Origin of the sequence: Bradyrhizobium sp. BR 10289 (genome assembly GCF_019455385.1) — a bacterium.
Taxonomy (GTDB): domain Bacteria; phylum Pseudomonadota; class Alphaproteobacteria; order Rhizobiales; family Xanthobacteraceae; genus Bradyrhizobium.
In genome coordinates, this window is the sequence record NZ_JACOFR010000002.1 from 372,797 (window position 1) to 399,150 (window position 26,354).

The 26,354-nt window shown below is 64.3% G+C and carries 25 protein-coding genes; 7 read left to right on the top strand and 18 right to left on the bottom strand.

What is annotated here, in order from left to right; translation table 11 throughout:
• Nucleotides 1–161: 161 nt before the first annotated feature.
• The 4 genes from HYH08_RS05260 to HYH08_RS05275 all read left to right on the top strand — a co-directional run bounded on the left by HYH08_RS05260 (nt 162) and on the right by HYH08_RS05275 (nt 5,001).
• Complete coding sequence (locus tag HYH08_RS05260; protein WP_220008686.1) at nt 162–1,184, top strand: sugar ABC transporter substrate-binding protein; 1,023 nt, start codon at nt 162–164, stop codon at nt 1,182–1,184.
• A gap of 6 nt (nt 1,185–1,190) precedes the next feature.
• Nucleotides 1,191–2,693, top strand: coding sequence for a sugar ABC transporter ATP-binding protein (locus tag HYH08_RS05265; RefSeq protein ID WP_220008687.1), 1,503 nt, complete (start codon nt 1,191–1,193; stop codon nt 2,691–2,693).
• Nucleotides 2,694–2,704: 11 nt separating this feature from the next.
• The gene (locus tag HYH08_RS05270) at nt 2,705–3,730 is read left to right on the top strand and encodes an ABC transporter permease (RefSeq protein WP_220008688.1); all 1,026 of its coding nucleotides are present in this window, start codon (nt 2,705–2,707) and stop codon (nt 3,728–3,730) included.
• 257 nt (nt 3,731–3,987) lie between these two features.
• Nucleotides 3,988–5,001 carry a serine hydrolase domain-containing protein gene (locus HYH08_RS05275; protein WP_220008689.1) on the top strand — a complete coding sequence of 338 codons (1,014 nt, stop codon included), beginning with the start codon at nt 3,988–3,990 and terminating at the stop codon, nt 4,999–5,001.
• Nucleotides 5,002–5,048: 47 nt separating this feature from the next.
• Here the strand turns inward: HYH08_RS05275 and HYH08_RS37865 are convergent, their stop codons facing one another.
• The 4 genes from HYH08_RS37865 to HYH08_RS05290 form a co-directional block, all read right to left on the bottom strand.
• Nucleotides 5,049–5,246, bottom strand: a complete 198-nt coding sequence (locus HYH08_RS37865) for a GNAT family N-acetyltransferase (protein WP_502787394.1) — start codon at nt 5,244–5,246, stop codon at nt 5,049–5,051.
• Between the two features lie 249 nt (nt 5,247–5,495).
• Nucleotides 5,496–6,482, bottom strand: coding sequence for an ABC transporter substrate-binding protein (locus HYH08_RS05280; protein WP_220008690.1), 987 nt, complete (start codon nt 6,480–6,482; stop codon nt 5,496–5,498).
• 51 nt (nt 6,483–6,533) lie between these two features.
• On the bottom strand, nt 6,534–6,839 hold the full coding sequence (locus HYH08_RS05285) for a P-II family nitrogen regulator (RefSeq protein WP_220008691.1): 306 nt from the start codon (nt 6,837–6,839) through the stop codon (nt 6,534–6,536).
• A 4-nt stretch (nt 6,840–6,843) separates the two neighbouring features.
• On the bottom strand, nt 6,844–7,812 hold the full coding sequence (locus HYH08_RS05290; RefSeq protein WP_220008692.1) for a sodium-dependent bicarbonate transport family permease: 969 nt from the start codon (nt 7,810–7,812) through the stop codon (nt 6,844–6,846).
• Nucleotides 7,813–7,909: 97 nt separating this feature from the next.
• Here HYH08_RS05290 and HYH08_RS05295 point away from each other — a divergent pair, with 97 nt between their 5' ends.
• Together HYH08_RS05295 and HYH08_RS05300 are read left to right on the top strand one after the other, a co-directional pair.
• Complete coding sequence (locus HYH08_RS05295) at nt 7,910–8,767, top strand: LysR substrate-binding domain-containing protein (RefSeq protein ID WP_228747545.1); 858 nt, start codon at nt 7,910–7,912, stop codon at nt 8,765–8,767.
• Nucleotides 8,768–8,977: 210 nt separating this feature from the next.
• A complete protein-coding gene (locus HYH08_RS05300; protein WP_220008693.1) occupies nt 8,978–9,481 on the top strand; it encodes a fasciclin domain-containing protein in 504 nt (167 codons plus the stop codon).
• A 55-nt stretch (nt 9,482–9,536) separates the two neighbouring features.
• Here HYH08_RS05300 and HYH08_RS05305 read toward each other — a convergent pair whose 3' ends face one another.
• From HYH08_RS05305 to HYH08_RS05325, 5 genes are read right to left on the bottom strand one after another with little or no spacing between them, the layout of a single operon-like run.
• Nucleotides 9,537–10,577: an ABC transporter ATP-binding protein gene (locus HYH08_RS05305; RefSeq protein ID WP_220008694.1), complete on the bottom strand. Its 1,041-nt coding sequence runs from the start codon at nt 10,575–10,577 to the stop codon at nt 9,537–9,539.
• A complete protein-coding gene (locus HYH08_RS05310) occupies nt 10,570–11,550 on the bottom strand; it encodes an ABC transporter ATP-binding protein (RefSeq protein WP_220008695.1) in 981 nt (326 codons plus the stop codon). Before HYH08_RS05310 ends, HYH08_RS05305 begins: the two co-directional genes overlap by 8 nt.
• Nucleotides 11,547–12,368, bottom strand: coding sequence for an ABC transporter permease (locus tag HYH08_RS05315; protein WP_220008696.1), 822 nt, complete (start codon nt 12,366–12,368; stop codon nt 11,547–11,549). The genes HYH08_RS05310 and HYH08_RS05315 overlap by 4 nt, the downstream gene beginning before the upstream one ends.
• Nucleotides 12,365–13,288 (bottom strand): ABC transporter permease, encoded by a 924-nt coding sequence (locus HYH08_RS05320; protein WP_220008941.1) that lies wholly within the window; start codon nt 13,286–13,288, stop codon nt 12,365–12,367. The genes HYH08_RS05315 and HYH08_RS05320 overlap by 4 nt, the downstream gene beginning before the upstream one ends.
• Before the next feature lie 53 nt (nt 13,289–13,341).
• Nucleotides 13,342–14,931, bottom strand: a complete 1,590-nt coding sequence (locus tag HYH08_RS05325; RefSeq protein ID WP_220008697.1) for an ABC transporter substrate-binding protein — start codon at nt 14,929–14,931, stop codon at nt 13,342–13,344.
• Nucleotides 14,932–15,201: 270 nt separating this feature from the next.
• On the opposite strand from HYH08_RS05325, the gene HYH08_RS05330 reads away from it, so the two are divergent.
• A complete protein-coding gene (locus HYH08_RS05330; RefSeq protein WP_220008698.1) occupies nt 15,202–16,083 on the top strand; it encodes a hypothetical protein in 882 nt (293 codons plus the stop codon).
• Between the two features lie 43 nt (nt 16,084–16,126).
• Here HYH08_RS05330 and mtnK read toward each other — a convergent pair whose 3' ends face one another.
• The 9 genes from mtnK to nuoL form a co-directional block, all read right to left on the bottom strand.
• Entirely contained in the window at nt 16,127–17,416 is a 1,290-nt protein-coding gene (gene mtnK, locus HYH08_RS05335) for an S-methyl-5-thioribose kinase (RefSeq protein ID WP_220008699.1), read from the bottom strand.
• An 89-nt stretch (nt 17,417–17,505) separates the two neighbouring features.
• Complete coding sequence (locus tag HYH08_RS05340) at nt 17,506–17,853, bottom strand: hypothetical protein (protein WP_220008700.1); 348 nt, start codon at nt 17,851–17,853, stop codon at nt 17,506–17,508.
• A gap of 216 nt (nt 17,854–18,069) precedes the next feature.
• Nucleotides 18,070–18,345 (bottom strand): DUF1467 family protein, encoded by a 276-nt coding sequence (locus HYH08_RS05345; RefSeq protein ID WP_220008701.1) that lies wholly within the window; start codon nt 18,343–18,345, stop codon nt 18,070–18,072.
• 9 nt (nt 18,346–18,354) lie between these two features.
• Nucleotides 18,355–18,759, bottom strand: a complete 405-nt coding sequence (gene mce, locus HYH08_RS05350; protein WP_220008702.1) for a methylmalonyl-CoA epimerase — start codon at nt 18,757–18,759, stop codon at nt 18,355–18,357.
• Nucleotides 18,760–18,800: 41 nt separating this feature from the next.
• Nucleotides 18,801–20,471, bottom strand: a complete 1,671-nt coding sequence (locus tag HYH08_RS05355; RefSeq protein WP_220008703.1) for a ribonuclease J — start codon at nt 20,469–20,471, stop codon at nt 18,801–18,803.
• A complete protein-coding gene (locus HYH08_RS05360; protein WP_220008704.1) occupies nt 20,471–21,277 on the bottom strand; it encodes a biotin--[acetyl-CoA-carboxylase] ligase in 807 nt (268 codons plus the stop codon). Before HYH08_RS05360 ends, HYH08_RS05355 begins: the two co-directional genes overlap by 1 nt.
• Before the next feature lies 1 nt (nt 21,278).
• The gene (nuoN, locus tag HYH08_RS05365) at nt 21,279–22,715 is read right to left on the bottom strand and encodes an NADH-quinone oxidoreductase subunit NuoN (RefSeq protein WP_220008705.1); all 1,437 of its coding nucleotides are present in this window, start codon (nt 22,713–22,715) and stop codon (nt 21,279–21,281) included.
• Between the two features lie 22 nt (nt 22,716–22,737).
• The gene (locus tag HYH08_RS05370) at nt 22,738–24,246 is read right to left on the bottom strand and encodes an NADH-quinone oxidoreductase subunit M (RefSeq protein WP_220008706.1); all 1,509 of its coding nucleotides are present in this window, start codon (nt 24,244–24,246) and stop codon (nt 22,738–22,740) included.
• Nucleotides 24,247–26,352 (bottom strand): NADH-quinone oxidoreductase subunit L, encoded by a 2,106-nt coding sequence (nuoL, locus tag HYH08_RS05375; RefSeq protein WP_220008707.1) that lies wholly within the window; start codon nt 26,350–26,352, stop codon nt 24,247–24,249.
• Between the last annotated feature and the right edge of the window lie 2 nt (nt 26,353–26,354).

The following is a 26,354-nucleotide window of genomic DNA, read 5'->3' on the forward strand; positions in this document are numbered from 1 at the left end:
CATCTTCCGCGCGCAGCGTAGCCAATTCGTCGAGGGAACGATGCTCGCGACATCCCGCACAATTGCAGATTGGGTGGCGTGAACTCTGCGATTGTGAGAGACTTTCGCCGATCGGTCGCGCACGCAATGACGCGCCGACGAAAAATACATGGGAGCGAGCGATGTCCGGGACCAAAGATTTCTCGACGACGAGGCGCGATCTTCTTCAGGCGGCAGCGGCCGCCGGCGCCGGAGCGGCCATTCTCGGCAGCATGGGCATAAATCCCGCATTGGCAGCCGAAGTCGGACGCAGCGAGAAGCCGCTGAAGGCGGCGTTCTCCAATGCGGGCCTTCAGGCCACCTGGTGCGCGCAGGGCAAGCAGGCCGCGGAATTCTGGGGCAAGCTGTTCAACGTCGAGGTCACCTGGTTCGACGGCCAGCTCGATGCGGTGAAGCAGCGCGCGGCGGTCGACAACATGGCGTCGCAGAAATGGGATTTCGTCGCGATCCAGGCCGCCGGCATCGGCACCCTCACCCAGCCCGTGCAGAAGATGATCGACGCGGGCACGCCCGTGATCGACATGGACACGCTGATTGCGCCGCTCGACCAGATCAACGTCCACTCCTACCTCGCCCCCGACAACGAGTTCATGGGCGCCTCGGTGACCCAGGCGCTGTGCAACGCCATGGGTGGCAAGGGCAAGATCATCATGACCCAGGGCGGTCTCGGCCACACCGGCGCGCAGGGCCGCGCGAAGGGTTTCAACGCCGTCGTGAAGCAGTTCCCCGGCATCGAGGTGCTCGACACCCAGCCGGCCGACTGGGACGTCTCCAAGACCGCGCGGCTCTGGGAAACCTACCTGACCAAATATCCGCAGATCGATGCGGCGTTCTTCCACAATGACGACATGGCGCTCGCCGCCTACAACATCATGAAGGCGCGCGGCCGGACCAACATCCTGATCGGCGGCGTCGACGCCATGCCGCCCGCGATCCAGGCCGTCGCCGAAGGCCGCATGTTCGCGACCGTGCGCAATCCATCCTGCCGCATCCATGGCGGCGCCATCATCGCGGGCGTGTCCGCCGTGGTCGGCGGCGAGAAGAGCGGCCAGGGCATTCCGAAGAACGTCGTCACCGATGGGCCTGTCGTGACCAAGGCCAATGCCGCCGGGATGCAGTGGATGCAGGATCATTTCCTGATCTGAGCTTCCATGCGAGAGGTGCGTCCGCCCATCCTTGAGTTGCAGGGCATCACGAAGAGCTTCGGCGGCGTCGAGGCGCTTCGTGGTGTCGACTTCGCGCTTTCAGCCGGCGAGATCCATGGTCTCGTCGGCGAGAACGGCGCCGGCAAGAGCACGCTGATGAAGATCATCGCCGGCGTGCATAGCGAGTTCTCCGGCCGTTTCCTGGTCGACGGCCAGGAGACGCATTTCCGCTCCGCCCGCGACGCGCATGCCGCCGGCATCGCCATGGTGCATCAGGAGCTCTCCGTCGCGCCCGACCTCACCGTCGCCGAGAACGTCTTCCTCGGCAACCAGCCGACCAACGCCCTTGGCCTGGTGCAATGGCGGCGCATGGCGCGCGAGGCCGGCGAGCAGCTTTCTCGCTTCGGCATCGACGTCGATCCGATGACACGGCTCGGTGACCTGCCCATCGGGCTGCAGCAGCTGATCGAGATCGCGCGGGTGCTGTTCTCGGGCGCCCGTATCGTCATCCTGGACGAGCCGACCTCGGCCCTCTCCCCGCCCGAGGTCGAGCGGCTCTTCGCCACCCTCCGGCGGTTGCGCGAGCAAGGCACGGCCATCGTCTTCATCTCGCATTTCATCGAGGACATCCTTCGCGTGTCCGACACCGTCACGGTGTTCCGCAACGGACGCAAGGTCGCCGAGACCGCGTCATCGGCGACCAGCAAGGGCGCGCTGATCGAGGCGATGATCGGCCGCGGCGGCGAAGCGCTCGAGCACAGCTATTCCGACGATCTGATGCTGCCGGAGCCGAGCGCCAGCCCGGTGGTCCTGAAGGTCGACCAGCTCTCGCTGGCCCGCAGCCTGAAGGACATTTCCTTCGAGGCCCGCGCCGGCGAGGTGCTCGGCGTCTACGGCTTCATGGGCTGCGGCCAGCAGGAGCTGTCCCGCATCCTGTTCGGCAAGCTGAAGCCGGACAGCGGCACGCTTCTCGTGGGCGGCACGCCGAAGATTTTTGCCAGCACGGCGGCGGCGCGGCGCGCGGGCGTGGCATTGGTGCCGGAGAGCCGGCGCGACATGCTGTTTCATCAGGAGCCGGTCTACAAGAACATCTCGATCAGCATTCTGGATCGCATCTCCGCGCTGCTGCTCAGGCCGGCGCAGGAGCGCGAGATCGCCAGGCGCCAGGTCGAGCAATTGCAGATCAGGCCGCCGGTGGTCGGCCTTGATCTCGGCATGCTCTCCGGCGGCAACCAGCAGAAGGTGGCCCTCGCAAAGTGGCTGACCTATCCGCCCAAGCTGCTGGTGCTGTGTGAGCCGACCCGCGGCATGGATGTGGGCGCCAAGAACGACGTCATCAACATCGTCCGCGACCTCCGCGCCAGAGGGCTCGCGATCTTGGTGCTGTCGACCGAGCCGGAAACGGTGCTGTCGCTGGCCGACCGGATCCTCGTGCTCAAGCGTGGCGCTGTGGTGCGGGAATTCAGGAACGAGCCGGTCAGCAAGGACCGCCTGCTGGAAGCGGCGTGACGGAGAAGCACATGAGCAGTGACACGGCTTTCGCGGCGGCTCGGGGGGCGCGGGGCCTTGCGCCGTTCCTGCGCTCGCAGATGCGCAACATCGCGCCGTTCCTGACGCTGATCTTCCTCTCCGCCTTCTTCGCCTTCGCCAGCCCCTCCTTCGCGACGCTCGACAATCTCGGCAACATCCTGACGCAGGTGTCGGTGACGGGCGTCATCGCGGTCGGCCTCACCTTCGTGATCCTGTGCGCCGAGATCGACCTCTCGATCGCCAGCATCGCCAACGTCACGGGCATCGCGGTCGCCTACTTCACGCTGCAGGAGTCCTACGTCAACATCGCCAACATTCCCCTGCCCGGCGCGGTTGCGATCGTCCTGTCGATCCTGCTTTGCGCAGCCCTCGGCCTCGTCAATGCGCTGGGGCTGACGGTGATCGGCATCCCCTCCTTCATCATGACGCTCGCCATGATGCAGATCGCGGCCGGCATCTCGGCGCTGCTGGTGCGCGGCCAGATCGCCTACAAGGTACCCGGCCTGATCACGACGCTCGGCTCGGGATCGATCGGCGGCATCCCCTGGATCGTCATCGTCGCCGCCCTCATGCTGCTCGGCGGCCACCTGGTGCTGACCTACACGCGCTTCGGCCGCTACGTCTACATGGTCGGGGGAAATCGCGAGGCCGCCGAATATGCCGGCCTCAACGTCAAGCTCATCCTGGGCAGCGTCATGGTGATCTCGGCGGTGTGCTCCGGCATCGGCGGCATGCTGGGCGTCGCCCATTTCGGCAGCGCGCAACAGAACGAGTTCGACACCTATCTGCTCGACTCCATCGCCGCCGTCGTCGTCGGCGGCACCAGCCTGTTCGGCGGCCGCGGCGGCATCGGCAACACCATCGTCGGACTGTTCGTCCTCGGCGTCCTCAACAACGGCCTCGACCACGTCAACATCGACAGCTTTCTGAAGATCCTGATCCGCGGCTTGATCCTGCTGGCGGCGCTGATCATCAATGTCTATGCGCAGCGCTTGAGGGAAGAAGCGGCGGAGTAGCCCGCCCGCAAAACAAAAATGCGAAAACAACCCCATGCACAGTACAAATCGTTGAGGAATTTTTGGGCGCCAGAGGGAGCTACGATTTTTCCGAATTCCGGCTTGACACGTCGGGCAAAACAGGAGTAGGATGTCATCATGGCAACGACCGGGTGTCCGCGCAGCACGCAGCTCGAGCCGCCCCCGAGTTCGTGATAGGCGACCCACGTCGTCTCCCTCGCCCTTCTCCAAACGCCTGTCGAATCATCGAGCCAACCATGATCATGCGGTATTCAGCACTGATCGCGATCGTGCTGTTCTGTTCAGGGTGGGCGAGCGCTGAGCCCGGGATCGAATGGCAGTTCCTCGGTGCTGCCGGACCCACGCCACCCTCACCGGTTCAAGGCGCTGTCCAGAGCTATGCTCGCAAATATAGGCCAACTGCGATCATGGTCGTGCAGAACGGCCTCGTGGTCGCGGCATCGGGAGACGTCAGCCGCAAGGTCAATGTTCGCTCTGTTCGGAAGAGCTTCCTGAGCGCTCTCTACGGTCTCGCCATCGACCGCGGCCAGATCAACATCGACAGCACCCTCGCCCAGCTCGGCATCGACGACATCGCGCCGTCCCTGACGGCTGACGAGCAGCATGCAACGGTTCGTCAGCTCCTCATGGCCCGCTCGGGGGTCTATCACCCGGCGGCTTACGAGACGAGCGAACAGAAATCGACGCGCCCGCCGCGCGGCGCTCATTCCCCCGGAACGTTCTGGTACTACAACAACTGGGACTTCAACGCGCTTGGTGCAATTTATGAGAAGGCGACGAGCTCGAACGTGTTCGACAGCTTCGAGAAGCTGATTGCGCGTCCCATCGGGATGCAAGATTTCTCGGCTCATGACGGGACATTCGTCGGAGATGCCTCCTCTCTCTATCGCGCGTACGTGTTCAGCATGAGTGCGCGTGATCTCGCCCGTTTTGGGTTGCTGTTCCTCAACAAAGGGCGATGGAACGACGTTTCCGTCGTGCCGTCCCGATGGACGGCGGAGTCGACCAAGGCCTATTCGGAAACCGATCGAAATGACCGCGGGTATGGCTATTTGTGGTGGACGCTCGATGCCGGCGCTTGGGGAAAAGACGCGATCTTTGCGTCCGGCTACGGAGGACAGCTGATCGTGATCGTGCCGGAGAAGCATCTGGTCGCCGTTCAGGTCGTCGACTTGAACGAACGCCAGAGGGGAATTCACTCCGCGACTTTTCTTGATTTGGTTCGACAGGTTATGACTTCCATCGATTGATCCCCTGCGGCGGAACAGATTTTCGGTCGATTCAGCCGATCGTAAGTTCATAGCTGCAATTTCTTGCGCATCATCACGTGTGGTATGCCTCCATCATCGAACACCGCGCCTCCCTCCATGTACCCCAGCCTCTTGTAAAATTCGTACGCGGTGCAGGCTGAGCGCGCGATCGCTGGACAGGCGGGTGAACCCGATCGGCGCGACCGAGGCGGTTCCCGCCAGCACGGTCGGCGGCAGGTCCAGATGGAACCGCTCGCCGATCACCCGACTCTCATAGCGGGGCGCTGGCCGATTGAATGCCGACACCATCTGCGGCGCCCCGTTGCTAATCTGCTCTGGATAGCCGAAATCTCACCTGCCAGCACGCTTAAATCATATCCGGATCAAGCGGATCGCGCAGATGGACCGTGCGATTGCGAATGGAATGCCTCAAGGCGACGCCCGCATTCCGCCAATTGCGCTCGCATCATGGCCAGGGGGCGTCACGAGGCCTGCTAATCGATCACCTCGTCGGCGCGAGTAACCATCGTCGCAGGCACGTCGACCCCAAGCACCTTTGCGATTTTCAAGTTCACCACCAATTCGACGCGTGTGGGCTGCTCCACCGGCAGGTCACCGGCATTGGCGCCATCGAGAATGCGCTTCAGAAAATACGCCGCTTTCGTGAACAGATCGCGCGAGGGCACGCCATAGCCCATCAGTCCGCCAAGCCGCGCATAGTCCGGGACGATGGAGATACTCGGCAGCTTCCGATCGCGCGCAAATGAAGCGATGTTCTCCGAGAGATCAACGGTGGTCCCGAGATCCGGTATCAGGACCAGCAGATCAGGCCGGCTGGCGGCAATGCCGGCAAACGCGGTCTCCAGGCCCGAGGCCGATTTGAGCTCGACGGCAGCCACCGTCATTCCGGCCGACCCCGCGGCTTTCTGCAGGCGTTCCAAGAGAACCGGATTGGAGGGGTTCGATGGATTGAACAATGCGGCAATCGATTTCGCCGATGGCAGCAACTCCCGCGCGAGGTCGAGCAATTTCGGCGTCAGATCCTCTGCCAGGACGGACATGCCCGTGGTGTTGTGACCAGGCCTTGCGAGGCTGGCGATGAGCCCGACATCCACGGGATTATTGATCCCGATCATGACGACCTGCACTGACGGGGACAGTTGCTGGGCAGCGCGCGCAGACGCGATCGTGTTCGCAAGAACGATGCTGACCCCTGCCTGTGACAGCTCCCTGGCCAGTGCCGGAAACCGATCATAATCCCCTGCGGCGTACCGATCCTCGAACTCATAGTCACGGGATTCGACGAGCCCCTGTCTAGACAGCGACTGCTTGATCGTTCGGATCGTATCGATGGAGTTCTGGGACGTTGCGGACCCCGCGCACAGAAAGCCGATCCGAACCGGCGGTTTCGCCGCACGTCCCTCGATTGGCCATCCGCTCGCCACAACAGCCAAGCTCATCAGAAAATTGCGCCGCCGCACGCCAGCCTCCCAAAACCGCCTCATACCATCTTTTGGGCGACGGGTTTAGCATCAGGTCTGCCCGCACACCTGCACGTCGCTCACGGAGATCAGCCCCACTTGGCGGGCAACGATGGCAAAAAGGACTTTGAGCAGGTCGTCCGTCCGGGCCGCATCGACGATGCACCAGAGAACGAACATGCCGGCGGCTTTCCCCACCTGGCCGTCTGCTTCCCACCGCCCGGCGCGACCACGCCCCCCAGCGAGCGGAGCGACCGAGTAAGGGATCTCTCCTATGCGGTCGAGCTCGTCGGCCAGCCGTTTCAACAGCGCCCGTTCGATGAGGATTTCGATCCGCTTCCTGGCAAACAACTGCATGCGCTCACCCTGCGACCATCTGAGCAACGGCAATGTAGAACGGAATGCCGACGATAAGGTTGAAGGGAAAAGTCAGACCTAGCGAGAGCGTGAGGGCGATCGCGGGGTTTGCCGCCGGCAGGGCGAGCCGCATCGCAGCCGGCACGGCGATGTAGGAGGCAGATGCGCCGAGCGTCATCAGGATTGCCGTACTGCCGGCCGAAAGCCCGATCAGCCAGGCGAACAGTGCCGCGAACGCCGCGCCGATCAGCGGCATGCCCCAAGCAAAGCCGGCGACTGCAATCGAAAGCGATCTCCAGCCATCCCGTAGACCGCGCCCGGCGATCAGACCCATGTCGAGCAGAAAGACGCAAAGAAAGCCAGGGAATGCATCGAGCAGGAAAGGCTTGAGCGAGGCCATGCCGCGCTCGCCGGTGATCCAGCCGACGGCAAACGCGCCGAGCAAGGCGACAATCGACCCATTGAGCGCGATCTCACGCAGGAAATCTCCTGAAAATTGTCCCTTCACGCCCTGGTGCCCGCTGCGCGCGATCAAGAGCGCCGAGAAAATCGCTGGCGTCTCCATCACGGCTGCAACCGCTATCATGTGGCCGTCATACGGTAGAGCAAGCTGAGTGAGCACACCGGTCACGGCAACGAATGTAACCGCCGAGATCGATCCGTAGTGGCCGGCAACGGCCGCAGCGTTGACGTGGTCGAGCCCGGCCCCCCGCAGCATCACGTAGGCGATGAAGGGCAAGCCGGCCGACAACACGATGCCCGCCACGATTGTCAGCACCAGCGCCAGGGTCAGGCCTTGATGGGCAACCTCGGCGCCGCCTCGAAAGCCGATCGAAATCAAAAGATAAAGCGAGAGAAAGCGTGCGATCGCCTCCGGCACCGACAGGTCCGACCGGCCGAGCGAGGCACCGATCCCCATACTGAAGAACAGCACTGACGGTGAGGCGAGATTCTGAACAGCGAGCGCGAGCAAGAGACCTCCTGCGGGTTGGGATTGGACGAGGGCTAGATAGCTTCTTGTTGTCATTCAAGAAAATTGATTATATTGAATATTACCATTAAAAATGGCAATGATGATGCCTCGCGCACGCTCGAATGTGGATATCGACCTGATCCGGTCATTCGTGACCATCGTTTCGCTCGGCAATTTCACGCGCGCCGCACAGGCGCTTGGCTTGCAGCAGTCGACGATATCCCTGCAGGTCCGCCGGCTTGAGCAGCTGGTCGGGAGCAAGTTGCTTGAACGATCCCCCCAAGCGGTGGCCTTGACGCCGGAAGGCGACACGTTCTTCGACTACGCGCGACGGATGCTTGACCTCAACGACGAAATGGTCGCGCGCATTCGGGAGCCGGCGATGCGGGGACTGGTCCGCCTGGGTGCACCCGAGGACTTTGCGACGCGCCATCTGCCCGACGTGCTCGCCCGGTTTGCCCACGCCTATCCCCAGGTTGATCTCGAGGTGACCTGCGACCTCACGATGAATCTCATCGAGCGCTTCCGCAAAGGCGCCTTCGATCTTGCGCTGATCAAGCGCGAGCGTTCCATCGAAATTCCAGGCACGCGGGTTTGGCGTGAGCCGCTGGTCTGGGTGACCGGCGGCATCGATCTCAGGCAAGGCGCATTGCCGCTCGCGGTCTCGCCCAAGCCCTGCGTCTATCGCAAGCGTGCAACGGAAGCGCTCGACCGTGCCAAGCGGTCATGGCGGGTCGCCTATACCTGCGGATCGCTCGCCGGCACGCTTGCCGCCGTCCGGGCCCGGCTTGGGATCACCGTGCTTCCCAAGGACATGGTCCCGCCCGATCTGCACGTCGTCGATGGAAAACCGCTGCCTGATCTCAAGGACACGGAAATTGCGATCCTGGAGCGGGACCGCCTGCCGCTTCCCGCACAACGGCTCAAGGACTTCGTGATCAAGACCCTGAGCTGAAGGCATCATTCGGCCGGGCACCGCACGTTCGTACCACGTCCTGTTGCCAAACGTGCAGTCGCACGCGTCGTGTGGATTTTCGTGAGGTGCGGTGATCCAGGCAGCGGGCCTCGTCGTTTCCGGCAGGTCTATCGCAATTGACCGCATGATGCGGGGCGCCTCGGATGCGTCCCCGCCTCTGCATGGTTTCAACTATAGCTGGAGAACCTGATGACGCCTGCTGTTCGTAAGTTCGTGGCTGCCGCAGCCGTGGCCGCTGGCCTGCTTGGACCATCCGTCGCGCGCGCCGCCGACATCGTGGACACCGCGGTTTCGGCCGGCTCGTTCACCACGTTGGTGACGGCCGTGAAAGCCGCAGGCCTGGTGAACACGCTCAAGAGCAAGGGCCCCTTCACGGTGTTCGCACCGAATGACGCGGCGTTCGCCAAGCTGCCTCCCGGGACGGTCGAGGGGCTGTTGAAGAACAAGGCCAAGCTCGCTGCCATCCTGAAGTACCATGTCATTCCGGGTCGCGTTAAGGCTGCGGACGTCGCCGGCAAATCCTTGAAGGTCGCGACCGTTCAGGGCCAGCCCGTCGAGGTCGACGGCACCTTCGGCGTTCGCGTCAACGACGCGCACGTCATCCAGCCGGATATCGAGACGTCGAATGGCGTGATCCACGTCATCGACACGGTGCTGCTGCCGCCGGCTCGCGCAAAGAAGATGCACCACTGAGACGATGCCCGGCAGCTACCTGGCCGCAATTGCGGCCAGGTAGCACTCAAAGGATTCATTCGGTCGCGGCGAGCACTCCCGAACCGGCGATCTCATCGGCTCGCCAGCACCTTACCGTATGCCCATCCGGCCGCGTCCCGAGCACTGGCCCCGGCTCGTGGCGGCATACATCCTCCGCGTAACGACAGCGCGGGCTGAACGCACATCCATTCGGCGGATTGAGCGGGTTGGGAAGATCGCCGCCGGTCGTTGCCAACGGGGCATGGCGCAGCGGATCGGGGATCGCCGCGATCAGGGCCTGCGTATAGGGGTGCGCGGGCCGCTCGAAGATTTCGCGCCAGTGGCCGTTCTCGACGATGCGGCCGAGATACATCACGGCGACCCGGTCGCTCATGTGCTCGACGACGCCGAGGTCGTGGCTGATCATGATGTAGGAGAGACCGAGCGTGTCCTTCAATTCCAGCAGCAGATTGATGATCTGGGCGCGGATCGAGACGTCGAGCGCCGAGACCGGCTCGTCGCAGATGACGATTTTGGGATTGAGGATCAGTGCACGCGCGATGCCGATGCGCTGGCGCTGGCCGCCGGAGAATTCATGGGGGTAGCGGCCCGCCTGCTCGGGCCGGAGGCCCACATGCCGCAGCATGGTCGCGACGCGGTCCTCGATCTCGCTTGCCGCGGTCACGCCGTGCACGCGCAGGGGATCCTCCAGCGTGCGGCGGACGGTCTGGCGCGGGTTGAGCGAGGCGTAGGGATCCTGAAACACGATCTGCACGGTGCGGGCCAGGGCCTTGCGATCGCTGGACGGCCCGTCCGTCACGGCCTGCCCGTCCACCACGATACGGCCCCGCGTCGGCGCCTGCAGCCCAAGGATCGACAGCGCGACGGTCGACTTGCCGGAGCCGGACTCGCCGACGAGGCCGAGACATTCGCCGCGCTTCAGCGTGAGATCGACGCCATCCACGGCGCGGAGCAGCCGCCGGTCGCGGCTGAAGAGACCGCCAGCCAACGGGAAATGAACTGCGAGATCCTCGACGCTGAGAATGACATCGTCGTCCGGCTTCCGCTCGACCGCTCTGTCCCTGGGTTCATGCATGGTGATGACATCTCACCAGACCGCCGGCCTCCAGGAAATCCGCGGTCGGCGCATTGGTGCGGCAAATATCGCTCGCCTGCGCGCAGCGCGGATTGAACCGGCAGCCATCGGGGAAGCTCGTGATCGCCGGGACGACGCCGGCGATCTCCTTGAGCCTGGTGCGGCCGAGCGCGGCACGGCTGCCGAGCCGCGGCAACGAGTCGACGAGGCCCTGCGTATAGGGATGCGCCGGCGCACGGAAGATATCGGCCGAGCCGCGCTCCTCGACGATACGACCGGCATACATCACGGCGACGCGGCGGCAGACATTGGCGACGAGGCCGAGATCGTGGCTGATCATCAGGATAGCCGTGCCCCGCTCGGCGCAGAGATTGCGCATCAGCTCGATGATCTCGGCCTGCACGGTGACGTCGAGCGCGGTGGTCGGCTCGTCCGCGATCAAGAGGTCCGGGCCGCAGGCCAGCGCAATGGCGATCATCACCCGCTGGCGCATGCCGCCGGAGAGCTGGTGCGGATAATCGTGGACGCGCCGCTCCGGCGCGGGAACGCGGACGCTGGCGAGCGCCTCGACCGCCAATTGGTTGGCCTCCCGCCAGCTCTTGCCCTTGTGCAGCACAAACATCTCGGCGATCTGCCGGCCCACCGGCGAGACCGGGTTCAGAGCCGTCATCGGCTCCTGGAAGATCATGGCGATGCGATTGCCACGGAGGTCGCGCTGTGCCGCCGCGGAGAGATGCTGGATCTCCCTGCCCTCGAACCGGATGACGCCGCTCCCGATCGACAGCGGCGGCCGCAACAGGCCGATCAGGGACAGCGCCGTGATGCTCTTGCCGCAGCCGGATTCGCCGACGAGACCAAACGTCTCGCCGCGTGAGATCCGGAATGAAACGCCCTCGGCGGCGGCAACGCGCCTCGCACCATCGTCGAGATCGATGCGCAGGTCCTCGACCTCGAGCAGCGGCGCGGCCGTCATGTCCGCCGGCTCCGCGATTGGGGATCGAGGCTGTCGCGCAGGCCATCGCCGAGCAAATTGAGGCCGAGCACTGTCAGGAAGATCGCAAGCCCTGGAAAGACCGAGAGCCACGGCGCCGTCGTGATCTGGTCGCGGGCCTCCGACAGCATGCTGCCCCAGCTCGGGAACGGCGGGCGGACGCCGAGGCCGAGGAACGACAGCGCGGCTTCGGACAGGACGGCGCTGCCCATGCCGAGCGTGCCGATGACGATGAGGGGGCCCAGCATGTTCGGCAGCAGCTGCGTGAACATGATGCGAAAATCGCCGTAGCCGAGCACGGTCGCGGCCTGGACATAGCCCTGGCTCCGCAGCGACAGCGCCGAGGCCCGCGCGATCCGGCAGGTGAAGGACCAGTTGGTCAGGCCGAGCGCGATCAAGAGGCTGGTCAGTCCCGGTCCGAGCACGGCCATGATGGCGAGCGCAAAAATCAGCGAGGGGATTGCGAGCATGAGATTGGTGAGGGCGTTGACCACGTCGTCCCACCAGCCGCCGAAATAGCCGGCGCTCAGCCCTAACGCGACGCCGATGACGCTGTTGATCAGCTGCGAGACGATGCCGACCGTCAGCGAGATGCGCGCGCCGTAGACGACGCGGGAATAGATGTCGCGGCCCTGCCCGTCGGTCCCGAACCACCAGGTCCAGCTGGGGGGCTCCTCCGCATTCATCAGGTTGGCGTCGAGCACGGGATCGGTGTGCGCGAGCCAGGGCGCGAGCAGCCCGACCAGGATCGCGAGCGCAAACAGCGCCCCGCCGATGACGAGATTGGCGCGGAGCTTCATGCGTATCTGATCCTGGGATCGATCACGCCGTAGAGCAAGTCGATCAAGAGATTGATCGCGAGGAAGAACAGCACGACCACGAGGATCGAGCCCTGCACGGCGGGAATGTCGCGCTGGAGCACGCTGTCGACCAGCAGCGAGCCGATGCCCGGCCACGAGAACAGCTTTTCGACGACGACCGCCTGCCCCATCAGCGCCCCGAATTGCAGGCCCATGGTGGTGAGAATGAGCACCAGCGCGTTGCGCATCACGTGCCATTTCACGACGCGGACCTCGCTCATGCCCTTCGAGCGCGCCGTGCGGACGAAATCCGCGGTCATGATCTCGAGCACCGCGGCGCGCGTCGTCCGCGCCAGCAGCGCCATCGGCGACACCCCGAGCGTCACGGCCGGCAGGATCAGATATTTGCCGCCGCCATCGCCATAGCCGAAGCTCGGCAGCCAGCCGAGTTTCAGCGCGAACAAATACATCAGCAGCAGTCCAAGCCAGAACTTTGCCAATGACAGGCCGGACACCGCCAACACCATCGCCGCGCTGTCGACGATGCCGCCGGGTCGCAACGCCGCGACGAAGCCGAGGGGCACGCCGAGCACGACCGCAAAGGCCATGGATGCGAAGATCAGCTGCAGCGTCGGCCAGGCCCGTTTGGCGATCATGGTCGTGACGGGCTCGCGGGTGCGGAACGAGGCGCCGAGATTGCCGGTCGCGAGCCTTGCCACATAGGTGCCGAAGCGCAGGTAGACGGGATCGTCGAGGCCGAGCTGTTTCTTCAGGCGCAGCTCGACCTGGGGATCGGCATCGTCGCTCATGGTCGAGGCGATGCTGCCGGGAACGACGCTGAACAGCACGAAGACCAGCAGCACGACGGCGAGCACGGTCGGAATGGTTTGCAGCAGACGGCGGATCAGGAATGAGAGCATCGGCACTTGTCCTCTCTCCCTCCACCGCTTGTGGCGACGGAGGGAGCGCGACGTCACTTCGCGGGCGAGGTCTCGTCGACCCAGAGGTCCTCGACATTCTGATGGGTCAGCTCCGTCGCGTTGAGCTGAACGCCGTGGAGCCAGGGCTGCACGGCCATGACGGCCTTGTTGTAATTGAAGAACCAGACCGGCGCCTCCTCGTAGAGCAGCGCATTGGCCTTTTGCAGCAGCTGGCCGCGTTTGGCGATGTCGTCGGCCTGCCCGGCCTCGTCGATCAGCTTGTCGAACTCGGCGTTCCTAAAATTCATGTAGTTGCAGGCCGATTGCGGCGTCGCCGAGTGGAAGCATTTCAGCGCGGCCTGCGGATCCGGGCCGGTCTGCTGGGAGTAGATGAAGGCCTGGTAGTCGCCGCTGCGGACCACCTCCGACAGCACGGCGGCCTCGACCTGCTTGACCTTGGCCTTGATGCCGACCTTGTCCAGCATCGGGATCACCGCCGTCACGATCGGCAGGCCCCAGCTCTCGTTCTGGCTGGTGGTCCATTCGAATTCGAAGCCGTTGGGATAGCCGGCCTCTGCGAGCAGCTGCTTGGCCTTGGCCGGATCATAGGCGTAGGGCTTCATCTCCTTGTCGTAGAGCGGAGAGGTCAGCGGCAGCCAGCTGGTGGCGCGATAGGCCTTGCCCTTGACCAGCTTGTTGATGATCAGATCGGTATCGATGGCGTAGTTGATCGCCTGCCGGACGCGCTTGTCGGTGAACGGCTTGAAGGCCGGATTCATCCCCATGTAACGCGTGAAGACCTCGGCGACCTCGACGACGGTGCCCTTGAGGGCCGCATCGGACTGGTAGGCGACATATTGCGCAGGTCCCAGCACGGAGGTGTCGATCTCCTTGTTGCGGAAGGCGACATCGCGCGCCGCAGCCTCGCCCATCACCGCGACGACGACCTTGTCGGCATAGGGCTTGCCGGGCTTGTAGAATTTCTCCCACCGTTCCAGCACGATGCGCGAGCCCGGCACGTGCTCGACGAATTTGTAGGGGCCAAGGCCGATCGGCTTCTGGATGAAACCGTCCTTGGCGGCTTCGTCCGCGGGATAAATCGACGTCAGCGCGGTGAAGAAATAGAAGCCTGGATCGACCTTCTCGGTCAGCTTCATCTCGATTGTGAAATCGTCGATCTTCTTCAGCCCGGAGATCTCCTTGGCCTGGCCCTTCTCGACCGCGGCCGCCCCCTCGATCACGCGGACATAGCGCGCCCCGGGATAGGCCTTGGCGCCGTCCATGATGCGGTTGTAGGACCAGATGACGTCGTCGGCGGTCATCTTGCGGCCATTGTGGAAATAGGCGTCGTCGCGCAGCTTGAAGGTGTGGACCAGGCCTCCGCCCGAGACGACATCCTCCCTGGCGAGCTCGAGCACCGGTTTGCCTTCCGCCGAATTCCAGATGTAGAGCGAGCGATGCAGGGCCTTGGCGTAGATCTCGTCCTGGGCGCGCTGGGTGGTGTGAATGTCGAGACTGGTGAAGCTCGAGCCGTAAGGCGCGGTCATGCGGATGGTTCCGCCCTTGCGCGGCGTCTGGGCCTCTGCCGTGGCGACGAGCGCCAGTCCCAACCCGGCGACGAGCGCCACTCTCTTGAACATCATGGGTCCCTCACCAGCGCAGGTATTCCGATCAGGGATTTGATCATTCGTCACCTGTCGAAAGCAAGCTTCGTTTTGGTGGCAATTGATGCCGGTTCCTGAGGCAGCGGGCGCCCCGTGGGAGAGGTTGCATGCTGCGGTGATGCAATCCGCCGATTGACGCGCTGCGTCATGGCGCAGGCGAACCAGTGAACATTTTTCGCGATCGATGCGACCAAGCTTGGGATCGTTATCTGAGCCCCGGGAATCGCGGAAAATAAGGATCGCGGACACATGAAAGGCCGAACGTTAGGTATCCTGCTCGCAGGCGGTCTGCTCGCCGCGACAGCCGCGCTGGCGATCCCCGTCACGCCCGACGATGCCCGGGACGGTTCGAACGGCACCATCCAGGCCGGCTGGTCCCACACCTCGCGATCAAATGGCGATGTGGCCGACATCTGGTGGGCGCTCAGGGACCGCTGCTCTCCCGACTATCTCGGCGAGCGCCTGCTTTGCGATGGCCTCAGGGTGCTGGCCCAGGCCGCAAGCCGAACCTTCGAGAGCAAAATGTCCGCGGACGTCGGCCTGCCACTGCCCGCGGGCTGGGGCCTGATCACCGCGAACAACTCGCCCTTCATCCAGTCGGCTCACGTCGAGCTCCCCCTCGATCTCGAGAGCGTCCTCGGCTTCTATCGCGCCGCCCTCACCAAAAACGGCTGGACCGAGACGGATGGCGCGGCGGTCGAGGCTGATCGGGCCGTGATCGCCTTCACGACGCCGGATGGACCGGCCTCGCTTCGGCTCACCCGTCAGGACGGCAGGACAATCGCCGACCTGTCGCTGCACAAGCCGCGTGTCGCAATGGCAGGGTTCTTGCCGAAGCCGGAGCAAGGACGGCTGATGCTCGGCAACAGGACGGACGAGTCGGCCGTCGTTACCGTCAACGAGCGGATCATCAAGCTGGCGGCGCGCGCCGGAGAGCATCTGGCAAATTCGGAGAGCGCAGCCGGCGAATTGCCGGCCAGCCAAAAGCTCGATCTGTCGCCGGGCAAATACAAGATCACCCTGACGGTGGACGGCAGCGCGGCCCGCAGCCAGGAGTTCGAGGTCGCGGCCAACGAGAGCTGGGGGCTGCTGGTCGAGCATGGCGTCCTGCTGCCGGTGCGGCTGTATTAGTGTTCTACTCTCCCCCTTCGGAGATGCGCCTCGCTCAATGTCTTCAGCCCGATAACTCCGGCTGCCAGTCCCTCAGCTTCCGCGCAGCACCCGTCACGTCGAAGATCGTCCGGAACGCTGCCGCCTCCACCATCATCCCGCGCGCGAGCCGCACGGCGCGCGCCTCGCTCGTCGCCCGCGACTTCAAATCCGCGATCAGCTCGAAATCGGCGTTGTGGGCAAGGCCGAAGATGCGGCGGATGGACTTGGCGGCAGCGAAGCCGATCGTGTCGGTGAACAGGCGCTGCATGTAGGCGTGCCGCTCGGCCTCGAGGCGCATGGCGCCCTTCTCGCCGGGAAAGAGCGAGACCGGATAGGCATCGCCGCGAGCCTGCGTTCGCCAGAGATCGAGGAATTTTCGGGCGAACTCGATCCAGACCTTCTCGACCGTCTCCAGCACCCATCGCTCGAAGGCTTGCCGCTCACCCGGCGTGCGCTCGTGACCCGCGGAGGCGAAATAGGCCATCAGGAGATTGGCCAGCACGGCGCCGACGTCAAAGCCCATCGGGCCGTAGAAGGCGAATTCCGGGTCGATCACGCGCGTCTGGCTCTCGGTCACCATGATCGAGCCGGTGTGGAGATCGCCGTGCAGCAGCGCTTCCGGGCTTGCAATGAACTTCAGCTTCAGCCGCGAGATCGCGACATGCAGCTCCATGTCATCGCGCATCGATGCCGCGAGGCCGTCGAGATACGGCGCGGTCCAGCGATTCTGCTCGGCGATGCGGTAGGGATCGGTGAAGATCAGGTCCTCGGTAATCTTGCAGAGCGCGTGGTTGCCGGCAAAGGCGGCGATGGCCTCCTTCTTCCCGGCGGCCGGCAGCGCAAGATCGGAGGTGAAGAACAGCGTGCGCGCCGTGAAGGTGGTGATGTCGTCCACGAAGCGCGGGTATTGCGTCCCGGCCACCAGCCCCTTGCGCATGATGATGTGGGGCTCGAGCAGCTCCATCACCGTCAGCGCCAGCCTCTCATTGTGGTGCAGCAGGGCCGGCACGAGGCCGGGCGCGAGCTGGGCTTGCTTCGACAGGGCCAAATATTCGTAGTGCGCCCGCGACAGCGGCAGCGGCCAGCTTTCGCCGACAAGGCGGACGTAAGGCAGCGCCTGCTTCACGGCGACACCGCCGCGCGCGCCCTTGACGATGAAAACGAGGTTGAGATTGCCGTCGCCGACTTCGGTGATCGACCAGGACGCCGGATCGCCGCCGAGCAGCGCCTTCAGGTCCGACAGGCCTGCGAGATGATCCCGCAAGCCGGCCTCATGCAGAATCCGATAGTCGCCCGCCTGCTGCTGCGCCATGACGATCCCATCCCCTTTTTATGTGGGCATGATCCTGTCGGAAAACCGCTTCGCATTATTCCGGATCATGCCCCGCTCGGTCCGGATCGTTACTCCCGCTCCAGGAAGCTCGAGCCGATCTCGGCCTTTCTTTTGATCGGATCGTAATCGCAATAGACGCTGTCCGCCACCAGCGTGTAGCTGGCGAAGACGCTGTATTTGTCCGTTTTGACCGAGTTCAGGCCGATCACCGAGGTGCTCTTGCCTCCATTCCATTTGAACGGCGTCGAGCTCTTGGCTTGCTCGCAGGCCGCGACGGCCTCGTTGAAGACATAGCCTTCGACAAAGGCCTTCAGCGTTCGCACCTGCAGCGCCATCTTCCACTCGACATAGCCGATGGCCCCGAGGCCGGCGACGATCAGCACCAGAAGCGCGATGACGATCCGTTGAAAAGTCATTTGTTACCCCCCAAAAACAAAGCGAGCGCAAAACTCTAAGCTAGTGATGAAACCAGGCAAGGTCTGTCGGCGAGGTCTTACACCTCTCCCCAACGGGGAGAGGTCGGATTGCGCAGCAATCCGGGTGAGGGGCCGCAATATACGGTGAGAGCGTAACCCCTCACCCGGATCGCATCTTGCGATGCGATCCGACCTCTCCCTTCGGGAGAGGTGAAGCTAAAACGGCATGCCCATCAGTTTCGACAGGCGTTCGATCGAGAGATAGCCGGCCTGATAGGCGACCATGCCGAGGCCGTAGATGATCGCCGAGATGATCGTGGTCCAGATCAGCTTGCGCCCCATCCGCGTCAGGATCGGCGCGCCGGGGTCGGTGCCGGGGGCGCCGACGCCGTCCTCGTGCTGGCTGCGCACGCCGAACGGCAGCGTCAGGAACAGCGCGATCCACCAGATGACGAAGTAGATCGCAAGCGCGGTCGAGATCTGGATGGCCATGGGACGGCCTTACGCCTGCTCGATCTCGACGAGGGCGCCGGAAAAATCCTTGGGGTGCAGGAACAGCACCGGCTTGCCGTGGGCGCCGATCTTCGGCACGCCGTCGCCGAGCACGCGCGCGCCCTCTTTCACTAGCGTGTCGCGCGAGGCGATGATGTCGACGACCTCGTAGCAGATGTGGTGGATGCCTCCGTCGGGATTACGCTCGACGAATTTGGCGATGGGCGAAGCTTCCCCCAGCGGTTCGATGAACTCGATCTTGGTGTTGGGCAGCGTTGCGAACACGGTGATGACGCCGTGCTCGGGCAGCGGCACGGCCTCGGAGATCTGGGCACCAAACGCGGTGCCGTAGATCCTTGCGGCCTTGACGGCGTCCTTGGTCGCGATCGCGACGTGATTGAGGCGACCCAGCATGTCTCTTCTCCCTCAGGGCGTGATCCGAAAGGCCGCCCAATCTACACTGTCAGGACGTGTACCAGACAGGGGGGCTTTTTGCCCCAATGTTCGTTGATGACGGCCCGGACGGCGCGCCGCACCGATTCAGCCAGCGCATCCGGATCCCTGCGGCGCGGCTTCGGCAGTCCCTCGACGGTGGAAACGACGACGTCGAAAACGATGTCGTCCAAGGCTTCGCCCGCCCGGTTCTTCTCGGGGATGCCGACCAGATCGACCTCGGGATCGTCAGCGAGCTCGCCCTGCGCGGTCATGGCGATGGCGACGAAGGCGCAGCCGGAAAAGCCCATGCGGCGGCGCTCGACCACGGCGCGCGACTTGGAATCCTCGAGAATGTTGCCGTCCTTGTAGAGCCGGCCCGACGGCACCTCGCCGACCACGCCGGGATCGCCGGGGCCGAGCTTGACGAGGTCGCCGTTGCGGATGACCAGCACGCGCGGCACGCCGGCGGCGCGGGCGAGTTTTGCGTGCTCATTGAGATGCAGCGCTTCGCCATGGACGGGAATCAGGAGCTGCGGCTTCACCCAGGAGATCATGTCGCGCAGCTCGTCCCGGCGCGGGTGGCCGGAGACGTGGACCAGCGCGTCGCGATCCGTGATAACCTCGACGCCCTGAAGCACGAGATTATTGATGATCGAGCCGACCGCCTTCTCGTTGCCGGGAATGGTGCGCGAGGAGAAGATCACGCTGTCGCCGCGGTTCAGCGTGATCTCGGGATGGTCGTCATTGGCGATCCGCGCCAGCGCGGCACGGGATTCGCCCTGACTGCCGGTGCAGAGCGCCAGCACCTTGTCCTGGGGCAGGTGGCCGTAGACCTCGGGCGAGCGGAAATTCTGCACACCGTCGAGATAGCCGGTCTCGCGCGCGACCTGCACCACGCGCTCCATGGCGCGGCCGACCACGACGACCTCGCGGTCGGCGGCCTTGGCGGCGTCGGCCACGGCTTTGACGCGCGCGACGTTGGAGGCGAAGGTCGTGACGGCGACGCGGCCCTTGGCCGACTTGACGAGGTCGACGATGGTTTTGGCAACCTCGGCCTCGGACGGCGAGCGGCCGTCCCGCACGGCGTTGGTGGAATCGCCGATCAGGGCCAGCACGCCCTCCTCGCCGAGCTCGCGCAGGCGCCTCTCGTCGGTCGGCGCCCCGAGCGTCGGGGTCGGGTCGATCTTCCAGTCGCCGGTGTGCAGCACGATGCCGGCGTCGGTGTGGATCGCCAGCGCGTGCGCTTCCGGAATCGAATGCGCGACCGGGATGAACTCGACGTTGAACGGGCCGACATCGACGCGGCCGCCCGACGGCACCACGGTGACCGGGATCTCCGGCGCATTGCGCTCGGCGGCACATTTGGCCTCGAACAAAGCGGCGCTGAATTTGGTCGCATAGATCGGGCATTTCAGCTTCGGCCAGAGGTCGATGATGGCGCCGAAATGGTCCTCATGGGCGTGCGTCAGCACGAGGCCCATCAGGTTCTTGCGCTCCTTCTCCAGGAAGGAGATGTCGGGCATGATCAGATCGATGCCGGGCAAATGCTCCTCGTCGCCGAAGGAGACGCCGAGGTCGACGGCCAGCCAGGAGCGCTGCTGGCGGTTGCCGAGGCCATAGATCGACAGGTTCATGCCGATCTCGCCGACGCCGCCGAGCGGCGCAAACACCAGTTCGTCGGGTTTCGCCATCACGCCGCTCCCGCCGAACGAGCCTCACCGAAGAACACCTCGCCTGCGGCAACCGGCACGAGGCCGCCCTCCGCGGTGCGGACGATCAGGCAGCCGGTGTCGTCGATTGTTTCAAAGATGCCTTCCAGGACCTTGGTTCCCGTGTTGATCGCGACCGGCTCGCCAAGGCGCGCGGCCCGCTCCAGCCACAGCTTGCGGATTTCGCCAAAGCCTCGGCCATTGTCCCAGATGCCACGATATTCGACCCAGGCGTCCGAGAGGGCCGAGAACAGCTCCTCAGCGCTGATCTGGACGCCGAGGGCCGCGAGCGACACTGCCGGCGTCGGCATGCCCTCGGGCGCCGCGACGATATTGGTGCCGATACCGACCACAATGGCGAGGCGCTCGCCGACGGCTTCCGCCTCCAGCCCGATGCCGACGAGCTTCTTGTCGTTGGCGAGGACGTCGTTCGGCCATTTCAGGGCGTAGCGAGGACGGCCCTCGCCGAACCGCAGCGCGGCCTCCAGGCTGACCTTCTCCAGGGCGGCCTCCTCGGCCAGCCCCGCCGCAAATCCGATCGTAGCGGCGACCGCAGGCGCGACATCGAGGACCTCGAGGACGCTGGCGGCGAGATTTCCCTTGGGCGCGATCCAGGGCCGCTGGCGGCGGCCGCGGCCGGCGGTCTGTTCATCCGTGACGAACCAGATCGGGCCGCGCTCCCCAGCCCGCGCCGCTTCGATGGCATCGGCGTTGGTCGAGCCGGTCCGTTCAAGGGCCGCGAGCTTGTAGCCCGCGGCTTGTGCGCGAGGACCGAGCGCGAATGCCATCCTAGAACAGCGACTTTGCCGCGGCCGAGGCGACGGTCACCACCGGACCTGCGAACAGCGCGAACAGCAGGTTGAACAGGCCGAAGACGGCCATGACCGCCTTGACCTCGAAACGCACCGGATCGACCTGGCCGGCCGGCTCGTCGAAATACATCGTCTTGACGATGCTCAGATAGTAGTAGGCACCCACCACGCTGGTCAGCACGCCGATCACCGCCAGCGTGAACAGATTGGCCTTGATGGCGGCGACGAAGACGTACCATTTGGCGAAGAAGCCGGCGAGCGGCGGGATGCCTGCGAGCGAGAACAGCAGCATCGCGAACATGAAGGCGAGCAGCGGGTTGGTGCGCGACAGGCCGGCGAAATCGCTGATCTGCTCGACCGCTTGGCCGTTGCGCTTCATGGCGAGGATGATCGAGAACGAGCCGAGCGTCATCGCGACATAGATCACGATGTACATCAGCACGCCCTGCGCGCCTTCGATGGTGCCTGAGGCAAGGCCGACCAGGGCAAAGCCCATATGGCCGATCGAGGAATAGGCCATCAGGCGCTTGATGTTGGTCTGGCCGATCGCGGCGAAGGAGCCGAGCGCCATCGAAGCGATCGACACGAACACCAGGATCTGCTGCCACTGCGAGACGATGCCGGGGAAGGCGGTCAGCGTGACGCGGGTGAAGACGGCGAGCGCAGCCACCTTCGGCGCCGAGGCGAAGAAGGCGGTGACCGGGGTCGGGGCGCCCTCATACACGTCGGGCGTCCACATGTGGAACGGCACGGCCGAGACCTTGAAGCAGAGGCCGGCGAGCAGGAAGACGAGGCCGAACACCAGGCCGACATTCGAGATGGTCGTGGCCGCGGCAATGCCGGTGAAGCTCACGGTGCCGGTGAAGCCGTAGACCAGCGAGGAGCCGTACAGCAGCATGCCCGAGGACAGCGCGCCGAGCACGAAGTACTTCAAACCCGCTTCGGTCGATTTGGCGTTGTCGCGGTTCGAGGCCGCCACGACGTAGAGCGCGAGCGACATCAGTTCGAGGCCGAGATAGAGCGAGATCAGGTCGCCGGCCGAGATCAGCACCATCATGCCGAGCGTCGAGAGCAGCACCAGGATGGCATATTCGAAGATGCGGCGCGACGGATCGGCGAGGAACTCGGTCGACAGGATCAGCGTCACGGCCGAGCCGATCAGGGCCAGGATCTTCATGAAGCGGGCGAAGTCATCGACGATGAAGCTGCCGCCGAAGGTCACCTGCTTGCCCGCGGGCAGCGCGTATTCCAGCACGCCGACGAGGATGAGGAGCAGCACCGCGAGCGTCGTGACCGCGCCGGTGGTCCCCTGCCCGCGATAGGCGCCCAGCATCAGGAGCGCCATGGCGCCGATCGCGAGCACGAGCTCGGGCAGCACCGGCGCCAGTTGATAACCTGCAGTCGTAATGCTCATGGCGATATCCTGACCTGCCCGATCAATGGAGCAGTGCGGCGGCCTTCACGGCCGTCACAGCGGTGTTGTAATTGTTGACGAGTTGCTGGACCGAGGCGGCCGACATGTCGAGCACCGGCTTCGGATAGACGCCGAACAGGATCGTCAGCGCGATCATTGGGAACAGAATCACGCACTCCCGCAAGGTCATATCCTTCATGCTCATCAGCGACGGCTTGACCAGGGCCCCGAACACGATCTTGCGGTAGAGCCACAGCGCGTAAGCAGCCGACAGGATCACGCCGAAGGTGGCGAAGAATGCGGTCGGGATCGAAACCTTGAAGGTGCCGAGCAGCGTCATGAACTCGCCGATAAAGCCGGAGGTGCCGGGCAGACCGACATTGGCCATGGTGAAGACCATGAAGGTCAGCGCGTAGAGCGGCATCCGGTTGACGAGGCCGCCATAGGCGGCGATCTCGCGGGTGTGCAGACGGTCGTAGACAACGCCGACGCAGAGGAACAGCGCGCCGGAGACGATGCCGTGCGAGATCATCTGGAACACGCCGCCGGCGACACCCTGCATGGTGCCGGCGAAGATGCCCATGGTGACGAAGCCCATATGCGCCACCGAAGAGTACGCGATCAGCTTCTTCATGTCCTCCTGCATCAAGGCCACCAGCGAGGTGTAGATGATGGCGATGGCGGACATGGTGAAGACCAGCGGCGCGAAGTCATGCGAGGCCAGCGGGAACATCGGCAGCGAGAAGCGCAGGAAGCCGTAGCCGCCCATCTTCAGCAGGATCGCGGCGAGCACCACGGAGCCCGCGGTCGGCGCCTCGACGTGCGCGTCGGGCAGCCAGGTGTGCACCGGCCACATCGGCATCTTCACCGCGAAGGAAGCGAAGAAGGCCAGCCACGCCCAGGTCTGCAAAGACCGCGGTACGGCGGTGTGCATCAGCGCCGGGATGTCGGTGGTGCCGCCGTTCCAGTACAGCGCCATGATGGCGAGCAGCATCAAGACTGAGCCGAGCAGCGTGTAGAGGAAGAACTTGAACGACGCGTAGACCCGGCGCGGGCCGCCCCAGACGCCGATGATCAGGAACATCGGGATCAGGCCGCCCTCGAAGAACAGATAGAACAGCACGAGATCGAGCGCCGAGAAGGTGCCGATCATCAGCGTTTCCAGGATCAGGAACGCCATCATGTATTCGCGGACGCGGTTGGTGATCGCCTTCCAGCTGGCGATGATGCAGAACGGCATCACGGCGGTGGTCAGGATCACGAGCGGCAGCGAGATGCCGTCCACGCCCATGTGATACGTGATGCCGGTAGCGAGCCAGCTCGCCTTCTCGACGAACTGGAAGTCGGCGCTGTTGGGGTCGAAGCGCATGACCAGGATCACCGACACCGCGAAGGTGATCAGCGTGGTCCAGAGCGCGATCCAGCGCGAATTGCGCCTGGCCGCCTCGTCATCGCCGCGGCTCAGGTAAACGATCAGCGCGCCGACCAGCGGCAGGAACGTCGTGACCGAAAGGATGGGCCAGGTTGTCATTTACTGGCCTCCAAAGCCGAACATGAACCAGGTGATCAGGCCGGCGGCGCCGATCAGCATGGCGAATGCGTAGTGATAGAGATAGCCGGTCTGGATCTTCACGACGTTGCGGGTGACGTCCAGCACGCGGGCCGAGACGCCGTCGGGGCCGAAGCCGTCGATGATGAAGCCGTCGCCCTTCTTCCAGAGCTGATAGCCGAGCCACTTCGCCGGACGGACGAAGATCAGGTCGTAGAGCTCGTCGAAGTACCATTTGTTGAGCAGGAACTGGTACAGCATCGGCTGCGTCTTCGCGAGCTCGACCGGCAGATAGGGCCGGCGGATGTAGAACAGATAGGAGACGAGGAAGCCCAGCACCATCATCACCGTCGGCAGGAAGGCGATGGTCTCGGGGATGTGGTGCATCTCCTCGATGATGTGCGGGTTCATCTTCACGGACTCCCGGAAGAACTCCTCGATGCCGTGACCGGCGAACAGCTCCTTGAACGGCAGGCCCGCGACGAACGAGCCGACCGCGAGCGCGCCGATCGGGATCAGGATCCAGAGCGGGGCTTCGTGCGCGGCCTCGTAATGATGCTCGTCATGCGGCTCGCCGTGGAAGGTCTTGAAGATCAGGCGCCAGGAGTAGAACGAGGTCAGGCCGGCCGCGACGATCGTCATCAGGAAGCCGTACACCGCGAACGGATTGTGCGAGGCGTAGGCCGCTTCGATGATCGCGTCCTTGGAGAAATAGCCGGCGGTGAGCGGGAAGCCCGTGAGCGCCAGGGTGCCGACCACCATCACCGCATAGGTGTAGGGGATCTTCTTCCAGAGGCCGCCCATGTTGCGGATGTCCTGCTCGTGGTGCATCGCGTAGATCACCGAGCCGGAGCCCAGGAATAGCAGCGCCTTGAAGAAGGCGTGCGTGAACAAATGGAACATACCGACCGAATAGGCCCCTGCCCCCATCGCCACGAACATGTAGCCGAGCTGCGAACAGGTCGAGTAGGCGACGATGCGCTTGATGTCGTTCTGGACGAGGCCGATGGTCGCCGCGAAGAACGCGGTGGTGGCGCCGAAGAACATCACGACGGCCTGGGCGGTCGGGGCGAGCTCGAACAGCGGCGACAGCCGCGCCACCATGAAGACGCCCGCGGTGACCATGGTCGCGGCGTGGATCAGCGCCGACACCGGCGTCGGGCCTTCCATCGCGTCCGGCAACCAGGTGTGCAGCAGGAACTGTGCCGACTTGCCCATCGCACCCATGAACAGCAAGAGGCAGGTCAGGGTCAGCGCGTCGGCATGCCAGCCGAGGAAGTCGATGGTCTTGCCGGTCAGGCTCGGGGCCGCATGGAAGATGGTCTCGAAATCGGTCGAGCTCGTCAGCATGAAGATCGCGAAGATGCCGAGCGCGAAGCCGAAGTCGCCGACGCGGTTGACCACGAAGGCCTTGATGGCGGCGGCGTTCGCCGTCGGTTTCTGGTACCAGAAGCCGATCAGCAGGTAGCTGGCCAGACCCACGCCTTCCCAGCCGAAGAACAGCTGCACGAGGTTGTCGGCTGTCACCAGCATCAGCATGGCGAAGGTGAACAGCGAGAGATAGCCGAAGAAGCGCGGCCGGTTCGGATCCTCGTCCATGTAGCCGATGGAATAGAGGTGCACGAGCGAGGACACGGTCGTCACCACCACCAGCATCACGGCGGTGAGCGTGTCGACGCGCAGCGTCCACCAGACCTGGAGGTCGCCGGAGAAGATCCAGGGCAGCAGCTGGTACCGGACGTCGTGGCCGTTGAAGCCGACATCGACCAGCGTCATCCAGGACAGCGCGGCCGAGACGAACAGCAGCCCCGTGGTGATCAGCTCGGCGCCGCGCGAGCCCGCCGCCGGCGGCTCAGCCGGACCGTGGCCGTGGTCGTCATGGCCGTCGCCCGGCTCATGGTGGGTCTCGTGGATGACGGAAGCATCCTCGTTGATCGAAGCGGACGCATGCGCGTGCGCGCCATGACCGTGGTCGCCGTGATGCTCGACTTCGTCGCCCGAGGGGTTGCGGGCATGCGCGCCGGCCAGGGCGATGAGCCCGGCAAGGATGGCGCCCAGCAGAGGCAGGAAAACGATTGCCTGAACCATTT